General features: G+C 47.8%; 11 protein-coding genes and 1 pseudogene. 11 read left to right on the forward strand and 1 reads right to left on the reverse strand.

The window, feature by feature from the left end:
- Window positions 1-1076, reverse strand: a pseudogene (locus B3D59_RS08995) (adenylate cyclase); the annotation flags it as partial.
- 161 nt (window positions 1077-1237) lie between these two features.
- Between B3D59_RS08995 and parE the strand changes: the two are divergent.
- From parE to topA, 11 genes are all read left to right on the forward strand, one after another.
- A complete protein-coding gene (gene parE, locus B3D59_RS09000; RefSeq protein WP_286819138.1) occupies window positions 1238-3277 on the forward strand; it encodes a DNA topoisomerase IV subunit B in 2040 nt (679 codons plus the stop codon).
- Window positions 3278-3282: 5 nt separating this feature from the next.
- Complete coding sequence (gene parC / locus B3D59_RS09005; protein WP_286819139.1) at window positions 3283-5565, forward strand: DNA topoisomerase IV subunit A; 2283 nt, start codon at window positions 3283-3285, stop codon at window positions 5563-5565.
- The gene (mltF, locus tag B3D59_RS09010; protein ID WP_286819142.1) at window positions 5565-6956 is read left to right on the forward strand and encodes a membrane-bound lytic murein transglycosylase MltF; all 1392 of its coding nucleotides are present in this window, start codon (window positions 5565-5567) and stop codon (window positions 6954-6956) included. The genes parC and mltF overlap by 1 nt, the downstream gene beginning before the upstream one ends.
- Before the next feature lie 119 nt (window positions 6957-7075).
- Entirely contained in the window at window positions 7076-8533 is a 1458-nt protein-coding gene (locus B3D59_RS09015; protein WP_286819143.1) for an Rne/Rng family ribonuclease, read from the forward strand.
- 82 nt (window positions 8534-8615) lie between these two features.
- Window positions 8616-9431 carry a hypothetical protein gene (locus B3D59_RS09020; RefSeq protein WP_286819144.1) on the forward strand — a complete coding sequence of 272 codons (816 nt, stop codon included), beginning with the start codon at window positions 8616-8618 and terminating at the stop codon, window positions 9429-9431.
- A gap of 50 nt (window positions 9432-9481) precedes the next feature.
- Window positions 9482-9829 carry a preprotein translocase subunit YajC gene (gene yajC / locus B3D59_RS09025; RefSeq protein ID WP_004072717.1) on the forward strand — a complete coding sequence of 116 codons (348 nt, stop codon included), beginning with the start codon at window positions 9482-9484 and terminating at the stop codon, window positions 9827-9829.
- Window positions 9830-9853: 24 nt separating this feature from the next.
- Window positions 9854-11425: a protein translocase subunit SecD gene (secD, locus tag B3D59_RS09030; RefSeq protein ID WP_286819176.1), complete on the forward strand. Its 1572-nt coding sequence runs from the start codon at window positions 9854-9856 to the stop codon at window positions 11423-11425.
- Between the two features lie 13 nt (window positions 11426-11438).
- A complete protein-coding gene (secF, locus tag B3D59_RS09035) occupies window positions 11439-12476 on the forward strand; it encodes a protein translocase subunit SecF (RefSeq protein ID WP_286819146.1) in 1038 nt (345 codons plus the stop codon).
- Between the two features lie 13 nt (window positions 12477-12489).
- Window positions 12490-13212, forward strand: a complete 723-nt coding sequence (ybgF, locus tag B3D59_RS09040; RefSeq protein WP_286819147.1) for a tol-pal system protein YbgF — start codon at window positions 12490-12492, stop codon at window positions 13210-13212.
- 8 nt (window positions 13213-13220) lie between these two features.
- The gene (gene dprA, locus B3D59_RS09045; RefSeq protein WP_286819148.1) at window positions 13221-14339 is read left to right on the forward strand and encodes a DNA-processing protein DprA; all 1119 of its coding nucleotides are present in this window, start codon (window positions 13221-13223) and stop codon (window positions 14337-14339) included.
- A 2-nt stretch (window positions 14340-14341) separates the two neighbouring features.
- The gene (gene topA, locus B3D59_RS09050) at window positions 14342-16627 is read left to right on the forward strand and encodes a type I DNA topoisomerase (protein WP_286819150.1); all 2286 of its coding nucleotides are present in this window, start codon (window positions 14342-14344) and stop codon (window positions 16625-16627) included.
- Window positions 16628-16650 lie beyond the last annotated feature (23 nt).

A 16650-nucleotide genomic window follows, 5' to 3' on the forward strand; every position in this document is an offset into this window, starting at 1 on the left:
CCCTGATAGGCATCCTTGTTCAGGGCAATGTCCTGGAACGCAAAAAATGAGAGCCTGGACAACTCTGAAATTTCCATATGTATGATGGAAATAATGGAAGGGTAGGCTTCCCGAACCATCTCCATAAGCTTATAAAAAGGGTGCCTGCCGGTCAAAACAAGGGCTTTAAAGGCGCAGACAGCCTCATTTGTCCTGGCATTTTTAAACTGCTCAAACACAAGCTCGAACAACTCCGGATATTGCCCAAAGGACGAATTTTCAATCAGACTGTATACAGCCATCCTGACCTTTTTTACCGTTTCCCGGGTCAACACTTTTTTAAAAATCCGTAAAGGCACCCTTGATCGCATCATTGAAATGGCCTTAAGGCCGGCGATTCGATCTTGGGGATCCGGGGACAAAAGTTCATTGTCCTCTATGAGGGAAGGGTCCCGCAACGAGGCGTCGATATTGTTCAAACAAGGATCAACATCCCGTCCCCGGTCAAACAGGTCGGCATAGTACCAGGTTACAGCCCGGCGCTGTTTAACACCGGCAAGCACATAGCGAAACAGGCTTGCAAAACGCAGGCGAATGGCAGGGTCTGCCTGCAGATACTGGTCGGCAAAAGTCAAACGAAGCCGGTCATCCAGGTCCTTGATACATTTTTTTATGACGTCAGGGGAAACCCGTTCCAGGTAAATGGCCTTAAATGCAAAAAAAGCACCGATGCTGCCAATATTCATAAGCGCCTGGATAAGGGTGCTTTTATCTGAAAATGACATTTGAACAAAGATTTTGCGGTAAATCAGGGCCGCTCCCTGAAAGGCGTCGGCCTGAGCCTCTCTTAACGGTTTATCAACCAGCGGAGTTTCAATATTCTTCCGAATGACAAAAGTCATTGCGGTCAAACTTTTTCTTCCCGCTTCTCTTAGAGGGTAATGGGTCGAAAAAACACTGCTTAAAATAGGCAGAAGGCCAAGATAGACAGGCCATTGTGGTGCCCGAAGGAGCAAATTCTTACGCTGTTGTTCATCAAGGCCCTTCCAGTAATCATCAAAGGTCTGACGATCAAATCCAGGATTAGAGTCGTCCATGCTGCTGTAACAATCCCCATCTTCCAGGTGGTTTCAAACTTTTTTATGTCATGCCGGGCTATATTTTAATCTGAATTTGATATATAATTTAAGTTTAATTTAAAATTTCGTTACAATCTTCAATATTGCTTCAATATTGTATATCATACCAGAAACACTTTATGAACTTATTTGATGACAGAACACAGGATAAGACCTCGGACCAAAGGTATGACGCCCGTTCCATAGAGGTGCTCAAGGGCCTTGATCCGGTCAAGCGCAGACCCGGCATGTACACGGACACGTCAAGCCCGGACCACCTGGCCTTTGAGGTTATTGACAACAGTGTGGATGAGGCCATTGCAGGCTTTGCCACACGCATTGATGTCACCCTGACCCAGGACGACAGGATCATTGTATCGGACAACGGCCGGGGAATGCCCGTGGACATCCACCCGGAGGAAGGTATTTCCGGTGTTGAACTGATCATGACCAAGCTGCATGCAGGCGCCAAATTTTCAAACAAGGATTATGCGTTTTCAGGCGGGCTTCATGGGGTCGGCGTCTCTGTGGTCAATGCCTTATCCATTCATCTGCACATTGAGATTTGCCGGAACAGCAAACGGTACACGATTGAATTTCAAAACGGCACTAAAACAAAAGACCTGGAAGAGACCGGCACAGCCGCCAAATCCGGAACCACGCTGGGATTTAAGCCGAACCCGGCCTATTTTGATACGGATCAGTTCAACCGGGACGCCATCCGGGCAGCGCTTAAATCCAAGGCCGTTCTGTGCCAGGGCCTGACCACCACCTTTATCCTTGAACAAACCGGCGAAACCGACACCTGGTATTACGACCAGGGCCTGGATCAATATCTTCAAGAGAGGATCAGCAGCGCCGAGACCATTTTCCCGGAACCGTTCACAGGATCTGCCGACAATGATGAATTCCAGGCCGTATGGGCGGTGAACTGGGGTCTGGAAGACCCTCTTGACCTTGAGGAAAGCTATGTCAACCTCATTCCCACAAAACTTGGGGGCACCCATGTCAACGGATTCAGATCAGGCTTGCTGGAGTCAGTCAAAGAGTTCTGCAAATTTCGAAACCTTCTGCCCAAAGGCGTGTTTCTTACCCCCGAGGATATCTGGCAGAATGTGGGATATGTACTGTCCATCAAACTTGTGGAAGCCCAATTTTCAAGTCAGACCAAAGAACGCCTCTCTTCACGCCACTGTGCAAGCCTGGTTAATCTTCAAGTCCGGGACGCTTTCAGCCTGTGGCTGAATCAAAACGTGGCGTTAGGCGAAGCCCTTGCCCTGGCAGCCATTGAAAACGCCAGACGCCGTGAAAGAAAACGCAAAAAAGTCTCCTTGAAAACCCGGACCAGCGGAGCCTCCTTGCCGGCCAAACTGTCGGACTGCTCCAGTGATGACCAAAGACAGCGGGAGCTTTTTTTTGTGGAGGGAGACTCTGCCGGCGGTTCCGCCAAGCAGGCCAGGGACAGACGTTTCCAGGCCATCATGCCCCTGCGGGGAAAAATTTTGAACACCTGGGATTTAACTTCTTCCACCATCCTTGAATCCAAGGAGATTCAGGATATCTCCCAGGTACTCGGCGTAATCCCCGGATCAAAGGATATCTCCAAACTGCGCTATAACAAATTATGTATCCTGGCCGATGCCGACTCAGACGGTCTGCACATTGCAACCCTTTTGTGCGCACTTTTTCTAAAGCACTTTCCGGAAGTGGTCCGACAAGGCCATGTGTTTGTGGCCATGCCACCCCTTTACCGGATCGACATGGGAAAAGAGGTATTTTACGCCCTTGATGATTCAGAAAGAAGCGCCATCATCAAACGCCTGAGCCGCAGAAAAAAACCATCAAAAATAAATATCCAACGTTTCAAGGGGTTAGGGGAAATGAACCCATCCCAGCTTCGTGAGACCACCATTGCCCCGGACTCCCGGCGTCTAGTCCAGCTGACAATCACCAATGAACCCGGTGCCGGAGAACAAAAGAGTGACCCGGCCCGGGAAAACGAGGAATCGCCATCAGCCTCACCTGAAAGCGAAAGGGCCCCTGATTCCCCGGCAACAGATGATTTCCGGACATCAAAAAAAGAGGATGTGTTCCAGGTCATGGATATGCTTTTGAGCAAAAAAAGGGCCAGGGACCGGAAACACTGGATTGAAACCCATGGAATAATCAAAGAGATTTAATACGCATGCCCCAGACCCCAATTTCCAGTGTTGAAGAATTTGAACGAATGCCCTTCCAGGAGTTTACCCAAAACGCATATCTGAACTATTCCATGTATGTCATTCTGGATCGTGCCCTTCCCCATATCGGTGACGGGCTCAAACCTGTCCAGCGCCGAATCATATACTCCATGAGCCAGTTAGGACTTTCCTCCACGGCCAAATTCAAAAAATCAGCCAGAACCGTGGGCGATGTCCTGGGTAAATTTCACCCCCACGGGGATACCGCCTGCTACGAGGCCATGGTCCTGATGGCCCAGCCGTTTTCTTTAAGATACCCCCTGGTGGACGGACAGGGCAACTGGGGTGATCCCAATGACCCCAAGTCCTTTGCAGCCATGAGGTATACTGAATCAAGGCTGTCCAGATATGCAAAAATTCTTTTGGATGAACTGGAACAGGGCACGGTGGGGTGGGTTCCCAATTTTGACGGGACCCTGGAAGAACCCTCCCTGATGCCGGCCCGTCTGCCCAATATCCTGCTCAACGGCACAACCGGCATCGCCGTGGGCATGGCCACCTCCATTCCGCCGCATAATTTAAGGGAAGTGGCAAAGGCTTTGATTTGTCTCATTGAAAACGAAAATGCCGACACCCAAGAGTTATGTAAATTCATCAAAGGCCCTGATTTTCCCACACAGGCGGAAATCATAACCCCTGCAAAAGAAATTGGCGACACCTATGAGAAAGGCATGGGGCGTGTAAAAATGCGGGCCCGTTATATCATAGAGGATGGGGAGTTGGTGTTCACCGCCCTTCCCTATCATGCCTCCACTGAAAAAATTTACGAGCAGATCGCAGCCCAGATCAGTGCAAAAAAACTGCCCATGGTGTCGGATCTGCGGGATGAATCCGACCACGAGAACCCCACACGGTTAGTGGTGATGCCACGATCAAACCGTGTGGATCTTAACGTCCTGGCAGACCATCTTTTTGCCACCACGGATCTTGAAAAATCCTTTCCGATCAACATGAACATGATCGGCCTTGACGGCCGGCCAAGGGTAAAAAATTTAAAAACGATCCTGGACGAATGGCTTGAGTTTAGAAAAGCAACCATTGAAAAAAAATTTCGATTTCGGCTGGAAAAAATTGTCAGCCGACTACATATCCTGGACGGATTTAAGACCGTTTACCTCAACCTTGACCAGGTGATCGAAATCATACGCAGGGCAGATGATCCGGCCAAGGAACTCATGAACACCTTTAATCTGTCTGAAATCCAGGTCAAGGCCATTTTGGAAATCCGGCTACGCCAGCTTGCCGGAATGGAAGAGATCAAAATCACCGAAGAGATGGCCGAACTCTCCAGGGAAAAGACGCACCTGGACAATCTTTTGAACTCGCCTGATGCATTTAAGGCGTTTATGATCAAAGAAATTGAAGAAGATGCCAAAAACTATGGTGACAAGCGCAACTCTCCGATCAAAGAACGCAAGGACGCCGAAGCATTCTCGGTTACGGATGTGATCGATGTGGAGCCTGTAACCATTATCCTCTCCGCCAATGGATGGATACGGACAGCAAAGGGCCACGATATAGATCCTGCCAATGTAAAATTCAGGACCGGAGATGATCTGCTGTGCCACCTGCGCACCCGATCCGACAAACCCATTGTGCTCATCGACACTTCGGGCCGGGCATATACCCTGTTCTCCCATGCCCTTCCCTCGGCCAGGGGAAACGGGGAACCCGTCACAGGGCATCTCACCCTTGCCCAGGATACCAGCATCTGCTATATGATTACCGGCGAAGATGAAGACCTGTTTATCAACGGTGCTGACAATGGTTATGGCTATATTATCAAATTCAGTGATTTTTTTACCAATTTCAAAAACGGAAAGGCAGTGATCACTTTATCCGAAAATGATCTGCCCATGGCCCCACTTCCCATCCCGGATGTGAATTCCGACAGCGTTGCCGCAATCACCACCGGCGGAAGGATGCTGATATTCCCGGTCAACCAGCTGCCGCACCTGAAAAAAGGCAAGGGCAATAAAATAATTCATATTCCGGTTTCCGGCAAAAGCAAAAATCACCCTGAAAAGCTTAAGTTTCTAAAAATATTGCCCTTAAGTTCAAACCTTGTTATATATTCGGGTAAACATCTCTTGCGGCTGACAGCAGGCAACCAGCAGGATTACACAAGCACAAGGGGGCGACGGGGAAAGCTGCTTCCCCGTGGATATAGAAATGTTGATGACCTTGAAATTATCCCCACGCGGCCGGCGACAGATGATACTGATTAATGAAAGCATTTTTAACTAAATATTTTATATTTCTGTCCCTCCTTATTGTAACCTTAGGGCTTGTAGGATTTTGTGTGCTCATACACCACCAGGAAGTCGGCAGCACCCTGAACACCGTTGAAAAAATACGCAAAAACGGCAAGTTGCGCCTGATTACCAACAAGGCCATAAACACCTATTATCTGTACAATAACAAACCCGCAGGATTTGAATATGACCTGGCCCTGGAGTTTGCCAAATTCATGAATGTGGAGCTTGATGTCATAACACCCGGCTGGAACAACATGTTCGCCTATCTTAAACAGGGCAAAGGCGATTTTATTGCCGCAGGACTTCCCATTACTGCCCCCCGCCTGGAAAATGCCGATTTTTCCATCCCTTACATGACCATACAGCAGCATATGATTCACCACAACCTCATCTTTGGCCCCAAAAACATTAAAGAGATGGAATCTAAAATTTTTCATGTCGGGCGGGGAACATCCTATCATGACAGAGTGGCAGAAATAAAAGATTCGGGCGTCAAGCTAAAATACGTGCTCCATAATAACATCCCCACCGAAGAACTCATCGGCATGGTCCATAACAGGGAGATTAAATTCACCATTGCCGATTCCAATATTGCCCTGCTCTGCCGACGTTTTTTTCCGGATATACACATCGGCATTCCGATCCAGGAACGTGAATCTCTGGCATGGGCGGTCCGAAAAAATGATAGTGAGATGCTTAAACAGATCAACAAATTCTTTCTTTATGCCAACAACACGGGTATCCTGAAACGCATCACAACCAAATATTATGGCAATATCGACAATTTTGACACCTATGAACTGAAAAAATTTCATGAGCGTATAAAAAAACGGCTGCCTGAATATAAAGACGTAATCAAGGAAGAATCCGCCAAACACGGCTTTGACTGGCACCTGATAGCAGCCGTTGTCTACCAGGAATCCCACTTTGACCCGGATGCAAAGAGTTTTACCAATGTTCGCGGACTGATGCAGGTCACCGAAAACACCGCAAAAGAAATGGGCATCAAAAATCGCCATGACCCTCAACAAAGCATCCGCGCAGGGATCAAATACCTGGCATTAATGTACAAACAATTTAACTATATTAAAGATGAATCCCAGCGGCTTTTGTTTGCCCTGGCAAGTTATAATATCGGATATGGCCACGTCAAAGACGCCATGAGCCTGGCAAAGCAAAAAGGGGACGACCCCAATACCTGGAAAGCACTGAAGGCAGCGCTTCCTCTATTGTGCAAAGCAAAATACTATAACCAAACAAAATACGGATATGCCCGGGGCTGGGAACCGGTTCATTATGTGGAGCGTATCCAGACATATTTTGATATTCTCAAACAAAAAAAAGCGGCCATAACCCTATAACAAAAAGGTATGGCCCGCTTTAAGACATATCAATCTGCAGTGCGCTTGAAATATTTCATTTAAATGCATTGCAGATACATATCAAATTTAAACGATTATAATGAAAAATGAGATCATGAATGAGCAGAAAAATTCTAATTAATGCACTGGATCCGGAAGAAAACCGTATAGCCATGGTTTTTGACAACAAACTGGATCAATTTCATATTGAAACAACCGCCAAAGCGGCAACCAAAGGTAATATATATAAAGGTATCGTCACCCGGGTGGAACCTAGCCTGCAGGCCGTGTTCGTGGATTACGGCGCAGGGAAAAATGGATTTTTGCAGAAAAATGAGATACACCCGGACTATTTCCAGGAAATCGAAAAAAATGACAGATCCCTGTTCAACTTAATTAAAAAAGGCCAGGAGATGATTGTCCAGGTCGCCAAAGACCCAATTAATCTCAAAGGGGCCATGCTCACTACCTATATTTCGCTTCCCGGGCGCTTTGGCGTACTTATGCCGGGCAACAACACCAGAGGGGTTTCCCGCAAAATTGTTGAGGAAGATGAACGAAAGCGGCTGGTTGGTATTCTCAAGGATCTGACAATTGCTGAAGGATTCGGAATGATTGTAAGAACCGCAGGCAAGGACGCCACTAAAACCCTTCTGACATCAGACCTTCGATATTTGATGCGCGTATGGAAAAACATCGACAAACTGGCCATGGAAAACCAGGCCCCCTGTCTTCTTTATAAGGAACAAAGCCTGGCCGTACGCTCTTTAAGGGACTACTTTACAACAGATATCACAGAGATCCTTATTGACAATCCCGACACCTACAAAGAAGTTCTGAACTTCATTGAGATGATTGCACCCAAACAGAAAAATATTGTCCGGCTGTTTAAAAGTGAAAAACCTATTTTTACAAAATACCAGCTTGAGGAGCAGATCTCTTCCATTTATAAAAGAGAGGTGGCCCTTAAATCCGGTGGTTTTCTGGTGATCGAACAGACCGAAGCACTGGTTTCCATTGACGTTAACTCCGGCAAGTCTACAAAAAAGAACAGCATTGAAGAGACAGCCTTTCACACCAATCTTGAAGCGGCCGAAGAAGTGGCGCGGCAGTTGAGGCTGCGGGATATGGGCGGGCTCATTGTGGTGGATTTCATTGACATGAAAGAACGCCGCCACAAGGCAGATATCACCAAAACCATGAAAAAATATTTAAAAACGGATAAGGCCAAAACCAAGGTAGGGGGAATCACCGCGTTCGGACTCCTTGAAATGTCGAGGCAAAGGATCCGTCACTCCATCACCTACGGGGCCTATGACACCTGCAAACATTGCAACGGCCGGGGTATGACGCCTTCTGTCGAAATCCAGGCACTGGCGCTGCTGCGACAATTAGCGCTAAAAACCCTGAAAGCGGAACCGGATCAAAAATTTATCTGCCGGGTTCCCGAAGATGTGGCCTACTACATGCTCAATACCAAAAGGGAAGAACTTCTTGAGCTTGAAACAAAACGTCAGGTCGTCATAAATATTGACATCGACAGGACCATGATATCAGGCCAAAACAGCATTACTTGATTTGTAAGTCAGGTCAACTTGACAATGTCTGGCTTTTTATTGTATCTGAAACAACCTTAGGTGACTTTAGAAAGGAGGGGCTGTGCGTAGTTACAAACAAAAACAACGCCCAATGATGCCGATCATCGCCCTTGCCGTGGTTATTGCATCGGTCCTTATAGTGGTCTGGATTGTTATGGACAGGCCGTCCGGCAATAATGAGCGGACACAAGGAGAACATTCCGAAGTCACCCAGGATAAGTCCGGACCCCCAAAAACAGATTTCTTGCCGGGTGCAGTGGTCAAACAGATAAGCAAGCCCGCGGTCATTGATTATAATGAACTTGCAAAAAAAAGTATCACAAAGGACCTGATGGAATACCGTAAAAAGGATCTGGGTGTCAATGACAGTGTGGATCTGATTGTCAAGTCAAATGAATCCTTTACCGTGGGAGGAAATACGGTTTCCATGGAAAACGTGATAGAACAGGCATTTGCCGGAAAAGGCAGGGTGTTTGAAAAGGAACTTGACGAATCAGGTGCCCAAAAACCCGTGGGCTTGACTACTTACGGGGTTTACGTGGTCCAGTCGGGCGACAATATTTGGAACATCCACTTCAGGATGCTTAAAGACTACTATGCCCGTAAAGGTATTCGACTGGGAGAAACCGCTGATGAACCCAAAAGTTCAGGCATGAGTTCGGGTGTCGGCAGAATTTTAAAATTCTCGGAAGCCATGGTGATTATTTATAATCTAAAGGAAAAAAAGGTAACCGCGGATATAAATATTATAGAGCCCTTAAGCAAGGTGGTTATCTACAATATGGATGAGATATTTGCCCTGCTTGAACAAATTGATTTCAACAATGTTGACAGACTCCGGTTTGATGGAAGCAATATCTGGATACCGGTGCATTAGATTACATAGACACTAAAAATTTAATTTACCCTAATTGAAGAAGGAGGAACATGTTGATTAGCACTGCATACGCCATGGGCACCGCCGGTGGACAGGCCGGACAGGCCGGAGGACTGGCCGGTTTTTTACCCATTATTATTCTGTTCGCCATTTTTTACTTCCTGCTCATCAGACCCCAGCAAAAAAAAGCCAAAGAACATAAGGCAATGATCGACAATCTTAAAAAAGGCAACCGGGTTGTAACGTCTGGCGGAATTTTCGGCACAATTGTCTCTATGGACGACACCACCCTCGGTCTTGAGATTGCCGAAAAAGTTAAAATAAAAGTTGCCAGGGCAAACATTGCCGCCCTTATCTCAGATAATGAAGCCGCGACAAAACCCAAAGAAAATAATTAACCAAATCCTTCAGGAGTGATGAGATTGAATTTCTTTACCATAAAGCGCGTATTGATTCTGGGGGTCATTGTTGCCGCAGTTATATGTCTGCTTCCCACGTTCACCAACACCTGGCCCCATAAAAAAATCAACCTTGGCCTTGATCTGCAGGGCGGTATGCACCTGGTCCTTGAGGTACAAAGCGAAGAAGCGGTTAAGGCCGAGCTTGACCGCACCATCAGCCAGCTCAAACTGGACCTGAAAAACGAAAAAATACAGCATATGGGCATTGACAAGGGACCTGATCATAAAATAATCGCCCAAATATCAGGGGCGGACAACAGATCCGCTGTGGAAAAACTGTTGTCTGATGAATATGCAGGCCTTGAGATTCCTTCGGTTAAAAATATTGACGGCGGGATTATCTTTACCCTTCGTCTACCTGACAAGGAGGCGGATTCCATCAAAAAAATGGCTACGGAGCAGGCACTGGAAACCATTCGAAACCGTATTGACGAATTTGGCGTCAGCGAACCGGATATCAGAATTCAGAGCGGCAACAGAATTCTTCTGCAGCTGCCGGGCATCAGTGATCCCGAACGCGCCAAAGGTCTGATTGGAAAAACTGCCCAGCTCACATTCCAGCTTGTGGATGAACAGGGAGATATCAATGCCGCCTTAGCCGGCAAGCCACCTGTTGGGGATGAAATTCTTTATCAGGTGAAAAAAAACGCCGATACAGGCCACCAGGCGAGAACGCCATTCCTGATCAAAAAACATGTGGAGCTTGACGGCAGCGATTTAACCAATGCCCGGGTGGAATTTGACCAGTTCCAGCAGCCCCAGGTGGGTATTGAATTCAGTCGTAAAGGTGCCAGAATTTTTGAACGGATCACCGGTGCCAATATTAACAAGCGGTTGGCCATTGTCCTGGATAAAAATGTATACTCCGCACCCAATATCCAGGACCGTATTTCCGGCGGAAAAGCTGTGATCACAGGGCATTTTACCATTGAAGAAGCCACTGACCTTGCCATTGCGCTGCGAGCCGGTTCTTTGCCTGCGCCGGTTAAAATCATTGAGGAACGAACAGTTGGCCCCACCCTGGGTAGAGACTCCGTGCGCATGGGTCTGACCTCCATGCTGATTGGCGGTGCCCTGGTTGTTCTTTTCATGCCCATTTATTACAAAGGGGCAGGCCTGGTCGCCGACATTGCCCTGGTTGTCAATATCCTTCTGATCGGTGGCGGACTGGCAATTTTCGGTGCCACTCTGACCTTGCCGGGTATTGCCGGTATCATCCTGACCATTGGTATGGCAGTGGATGCCAATGTTATTATCTTTGAGCGTATCCGGGAGGAACTTCTGGCCGGCCGGTCTCCCAAGGCAGCTGTGAATGCCGGATATGACCGCGGCACGCTGACCATCATGGACGCCAATGTCACCACGTTAATCGCAGCTGCTGTTCTGTTCCAGTTCGGCACAGGTCAGATCAAGGGTTTTGCCATAACCCTGGCTCTTGGTATCGTGGCCAGTCTGTTTACTGCTCTGATCCTGTCCAAGAGCATCTACGATCTGATTCTTGCAAACAAACAATCTGACACATTGAGCATATAAGGAACCTATCATCATGCAGTTTATCAAGCCGGGTACCCATATCGATTTTATGGGAATGCGGAAAATCACTTTTATTTTTTCCCTGATCCTGATTCTGGCAAGTATCGTCTCCCTGATTATTCATAATGGCCTCAATTATGGAATAGATTTTGCCGGCGGGACCCTGGTACAGGTAAAATTTCCCCAGAAAGTTGATGTTTCCGACATCCGCAAAGGATTGGGCGGAATTGGCCTTAAAGATGTATCTGTCCAGGGATTTGGCGAACAGGAGGAACATGAATACCTGATCCGCACCTCCAGTGATGCCGACGCCCTGGGCAATCAGTTGTCTGACACCGTGTCAAAAGGATTGAAGGGTGCAACCTCCCTTGAACCTGATATCCGACGTGTGGAGATAGTCGGCCCCCAGGTGGGAAATGACTTAAAGGAAAAGGCGCTTCTGGCCGTTTTCTATTCCCTGCTGCTTATCACCATTTACATATCCGGCCGGTTTGAACAAAAATGGACCATCGCCGGAATCACGGCAGGAGCATTGATGGCTGCAGTTTACTTTTTATCCGTCTTCAACCTGCCCATGCCTTTTTTGATTGCAGCAGCCCTGGTTGTCTCGCTGGTGCTGTTCTGGTATCTTCAGCTTCAGTACGCCATTGGTGCCATTGTGGCCCTGATCCACGATGTTACAATCACCGTGGGCGTATTCTCCCTGCTCAACCTTGATTTCTCCCTGCAGATCATTGCAGCCCTTTTAACCATCATCGGGTATTCACTGAACGACACCATTATCGTGTTTGACCGAATCCGGGAAAATATCAAGGGAATTTCAGACCATTCCCTGGTACCGGACCTGTTTAACCGGAGTATCAATGAAACCCTGTCACGGACCATATTGACATCGGGCACCACATTAATTGTCCTGGTGGCACTTTTCCTGCTTGGCGGCGAAATTATTCACAACTTTGCCTTTGCCATGATCATCGGTATTGTGGTCGGTACATATTCATCCATTTTCATTGCCACCCCAATTGTTTTTATGGCCCATAGAAAAAGGTAAAAGGATACCGTCTATGCCCGCCGCATCCAAACAAAATGTTTTAAGGATTGCGCTGCCTTTTCTTATCCTTTTTTTGACAACTTCCTGCGGGTTGCTGAAAACACATGAACGGACTGCCGGTCAGGCACAGGGCACCAATGAGACTGTGCCTGAGGCGACATCCGTTCCAATAGATACATCGCTTGACCAGGATATCCGTACCAGGTATCTGGAAGAAAAAGTCAACCGGCTTGAAAATCGGATTTCACTACTTGAAAAAAAATCCTCTTCACAACCCCAACCATCGCCATCTCCAAAGCAGCCGTACCCCGCGTCTCCGGCTAAGCCGAACCAGCCAGCACCCCCTGCACAAACCGGGGATTTAGACCCTGTAACGCTTTATAAAAAAGGTCGTGCACTGTTCATTGAACATAATATTCCTATGGCCCAGACACTGTTTTCAGATTTTATGAAAAATTTTCCCGACCATGAGCTCGCGGACAACGCCCTGTACTGGCTTGGGGAGTGCATCTACACCACAGGCGATTATGAAACGGCTGCAAACATTTTTAAACGGCTTGTCCAGACCTATCCCAAGGGTCAGAAAGTCCCGGATGCCCTGCTTAAAACCGGATATGCATATATGGCCATCGACGACGCAAGCCAGGCCGATCACTACTTCAAGCAAGTCATCACCCGCTACCCCTTTTCACCGGCAGCAGACAAGGCCGAGCAGAAACTATCCCAAACCCAATAGTTATTTAAATGATGCCCTGTCCGGACACATATCTGCCCTGGTTTCTTTTAACGGAACTGCCAGGTCTAAGCCCCCGTTCAATCAAGCACCTGATTCAACATTTTAAAACACCCGAAGCCATTTTAACGGCATCTAAAACACAACTTGTGTCTGTGCCGGATATATCTTCCAGGGCCATAAAAACCCTTCTCGGACACAAAGAATGTGAACCGGAGGCGCAAAAACGCCTTGCCCAGGCCCAGGATGCCGGATACGGGGTTGTGGTGTTAACCGAACCTGAATACCCTGCCCTGCTCAAGGAAATTCCCGATCCCCCTGCCCTCTTATTTTATGACGGTACATTTGATCCCAATGCGCCCTGTATCTCCATTGTGGGATCACGAAATGCGACCAGGTACGGCATAGATACGGCCCATTACCTTGCAGGACGCCTTACGGCTTTTGGGTTTACCATTGTATCCGGCATGGCATTGGGAATTGATACCGCTGCCCACAAAGGTGCACTTGAAAATGATACCGGGCAGACACTGGCTGTTCTTGGATCAGGACTTGACCATATCTACCCCAGACACAACCGGCCCTTGTACAGCCGGATCAGAAAACAGGGCGCCGTGATTTCCGAATTTTTTCCGGACACAGCCCCGTTGCCGGCCAATTTCCCCCGGCGCAACAGGATTATTGCAGGTTTGTCCTGCGGCACGGTTGTGGTGGAAGCCGCCCAGAAAAGCGGCTCTCTGATTACGGCTCGATTAGCCGGGGAGTACAACCGCGAGGTATTTGCCGTCCCCGGCAGCATCAAATCCTCCAAAAGCCGGGGAACCCACCACCTGATCAAACAAGGCGCGCATCTCATAGAAAACGAGATGGATATCATTGATGAACTGTCCCAGTTTGTCCATGCCGCATATAAAGCGTCTTCATGTGAACCCACAAAAAACAAACCAGCCATGGACAAAATCCAGACCATGGTATATAAACACCTCGATCTTTACCCCGAACATATTGATCATATCACCGCATCAAGCGGTCTGACGAGCGCCCAGGTTTCTGCAGCCCTGCTTGACTTGGAATTGTCAGGGCTTATTGTTCGTCATCCTGGCAATAAATTTTCAATCCTGGAGGAATAAAATTGGCAAAGCCGCTTATTATTGTCGAATCGCCAACCAAAATCAAAACCCTGAAAAAGTATATTGGAAAGGACTATAATGTGGCTGCCAGTGCCGGCCACATCCGCGACCTTCCGGTAAAAAATCTGGGGATTGATGTAGACGACAATTTTAAGGCCCAATATGTCAATATAAAAGACAAATCGAAAATCATCTCCAATCTGAAAAAAACTGCCGGTGACACGGATGAAATATTCCTTGCCCCTGACCCTGACCGTGAAGGGGAAGCCATAGCCTTTCATATCATGGAAATTCTGAAAAAAAAGGACCGCAAATTTCACCGGGTCCTTATCCATGAATTAACAAAAAAAGGGATTACCGAGGCACTTTCCCATCCAACACAACCGGATGCGGACAAATATGACGCCCAGCAGGCCAGAAGAAAGCTGGACCGGCTGGTGGGCTACCAGATATCACCGCTTTTGTGGCAAAAAGTCCAAAGGGGACTGAGTGCCGGCCGGGTTCAGTCCGTGGCCGTAAAAATCATCTGTGACAGGGAGCGGGAAATCCGGGCGTTTAAGCCGGAGGAGTACTGGACCATTACGGCGGATCTTGAGGCGGCAAATCCGCCTGTTTTCAATGCGGCGTTGATAAAAATATCCGGAAAAAAAGCCAAGGTCACCAACGGAGAACAGGCCCATGACATTGTGGCAGACCTTGAAAAGGCCCGGTTCATTGTCCTGGAGATCAAAAACAAAACCATCAAGCGCAATCCGTTACCGCCTTTTATCACCAGTAAACTCCAGCAGGATGCCATTAACCGGCTGCGGTTCTCCGCCAAAAAAACCATGGTTGTGGCCCAGCAGCTCTATGAAGGCATTGAGATCGGCAGCGGTGGTCCCGAGGGTCTGATTACTTACATGCGTACGGACTCCACCCGTATTGCCCCGGAAGCTGCCCAGGAAGCTTTAGACCTGATCCGCCACTCCTTTGGAGATGCGTATGCCCTGGATGCACCCCGATTCTTTAAAAATAAGAACAAGGCCCAGGATGCCCACGAAGCCGTCCGCCCCACATCGGTTTACAACACCCCGGAAAAACTGAAATCCTTTCTGTCTCCGGACCAGTTCAAACTCTATGATCTGATATGGAAACGGTTTGTGGCCTCCCAGATGGCCCAGGCCCTGATCGACCAGAAATCCATTCTGATTGAGGCAACAGCCAAGTACCTGTTTTCCGTTTCCGGATCTACAACCCGGTTCGACGGATTTATGCGATTGTATGAGACACAGGAAAAAAAAAGTGAAACAGATATCCAGTCCCTGCCGCCGGTGGAACCTAAAGAACAGCTGACAACACTGAAGATCAATCACGACCAGCATTTTACCAAACCACCGCCCAGGTTTTCTGAAGCATCCCTTGTCAAGGAGCTTGAAAAAAACGGGATCGGCAGGCCGTCCACCTATGCCTCCATCATAGCCGTTATCCAGGATAAAGGATATGTGGATCTGATCAACCGGTACTTTACCCCAAGCGAGCTTGGCTTTATCGTCAATGATCTTCTAGTCGGTGCCTTTCCCAATCTTTTGGACATCTCATTCACGGCCCAGATGGAGACCAATCTTGATGATGTGGAACAGGGGAAACTCAATGAAGTAGATCTGTTAAAAACTTTTTATTCTGAGTTTAAAAACACCCTCGATAACGCCAAAGACAATATGGTTTCCGTTAAAGGCGTAGGCATTGAAACGGATATCAAATGCCCTTTATGCGGAAAACCCGTTAATATCAAAATCGGCAAAAACGGGCATTTCCTGGCCTGTACCGGCTATCCCGAGTGCAGCTTTACCAGTAATTACACAAGGGATGAAAAAGGCAATATTGACATTGTTGAAAAAATCCAGGCCAGCGAACCGATCAAGGACTGCCCTGAATGCGGCAAACCCATGGTGCTCAAAGAGGGCAAATTTGGGTTGTTTGTGGCCTGTACAGGATATCCCGAATGCAAACACACGGAATCCGTGGCCCAGGAGAATTCAAGCAAAGATACAGGCGTCCCCTGCCCTGAAAAAGGATGCAACGGCACAATTGTGGAAAAACACTCAAAACGGGGAAAAATATTCTACGGGTGTTCCAAATATCCGGATTGTACCTTTGCCACCTGGGACAAACCTGTCAATGAAAGCTGCCCGGAGTGCGGCAGCCCCTATCTATTGGAAAAAGAGACAAAGCGGGACGGTAAAATCCTGAAATGCCCGAACCGTTCATGCGGATTTAAAAAGAGCATTTTGCCTGTTTCGGAAAAATAAGTCCCCTGTTTTTTCACCACGAA

This window comes from Desulfobacter sp. UBA2225 (genome assembly GCF_002348205.1).
Classification (GTDB): domain Bacteria; phylum Desulfobacterota; class Desulfobacteria; order Desulfobacterales; family Desulfobacteraceae; genus Desulfobacter; species Desulfobacter postgatei.